This is a genomic window from Protofrankia sp. Cr1 (genome assembly GCF_963555865.1).
In the GTDB taxonomy this organism is placed as follows: domain Bacteria; phylum Actinomycetota; class Actinomycetes; order Frankiales; family Frankiaceae; genus Protofrankia.
In genome coordinates this window covers 1-832 of the sequence record NZ_CAUVXO010000411.1, presented here as the reverse complement: position 1 = coordinate 832, position 832 = coordinate 1, and the positions used below count along the sequence as shown (strand labels likewise).

Genomic DNA, 832 nt, shown 5'->3' with positions numbered 1-832 from the left:
GGGCGGGTCCTGGTTGTGGCGGTACGGTATGGAACGACAGCAGACATTACGCATACCAGGAGACCGCCCCCATGGCAGGCGATGAGTCGTCCGAGCAAGACCTGTGGTCGAGGATCGACACCTCCGTTCCGCATTCCGCCCGGATCTGGAATTATTGGCTGGGCGGCAAGGACTGTTACCCGGTGGACCGGGCCGCCGGCGATGAATACGTCAAGGTCTTCCCGGGTATCAGCGAACTGGCCCGTGCGTCCCGGGGTTTTCTTTCCCGTGCGGTCGCCTACCTGGCCGGTGAGGCGGGTGTCCGGCAGTTCCTCGACATCGGCACGGGTCTACCCACGGCCGACAACACCCATGAGGTCGCCCAGCGGGTCGCTCCGGACTCCCGGATCGTCTATGTCGACAACGACCCCCTGGTGCTGGTCCACGCCCGCGCGCTGCTGGTCAGCACTCCTGACGGAGCCACGGACTACCTCGACGCCGACCTGCGGGATCCGGACACCATCCTGGCCGGTGCGGCGCGTACGCTGAACTTCGACCAGCCGGTTGCGCTGATGCTGATGGGGATCCTCGGCCACATCGTCGACGACGACGAGGTGCTGTCCATCGTGAAGCGACTGCTGGACGCCCTGCCATCAGGCAGCTATCTGGCGACCTACGACGGCACCCGCCCGGCCGGCGACACCGGGTTCGACGAGGCCCAGGACGACTACAACGAGACCGGCGCCGTCCCGTACATCCTGCGCACCCCCGAGCAGATCGCCCGCCGTTTCGACGGGCTTGAACTGATCGAACCCGGAGTCGTGTCGCACACCCACTGGCGGCCCGAACCCAC

General features: G+C 66.5%; 1 protein-coding gene. It reads left to right on the top strand.

Translation table 11 applies throughout. From position 1 onward, the window contains the following. Nucleotides 1-71: 71 nt before the first annotated feature. Nucleotides 72-832: SAM-dependent methyltransferase (locus U9980_RS22560; protein WP_322769767.1), on the top strand; the 761-nt coding region annotated here is incomplete at its 3' end.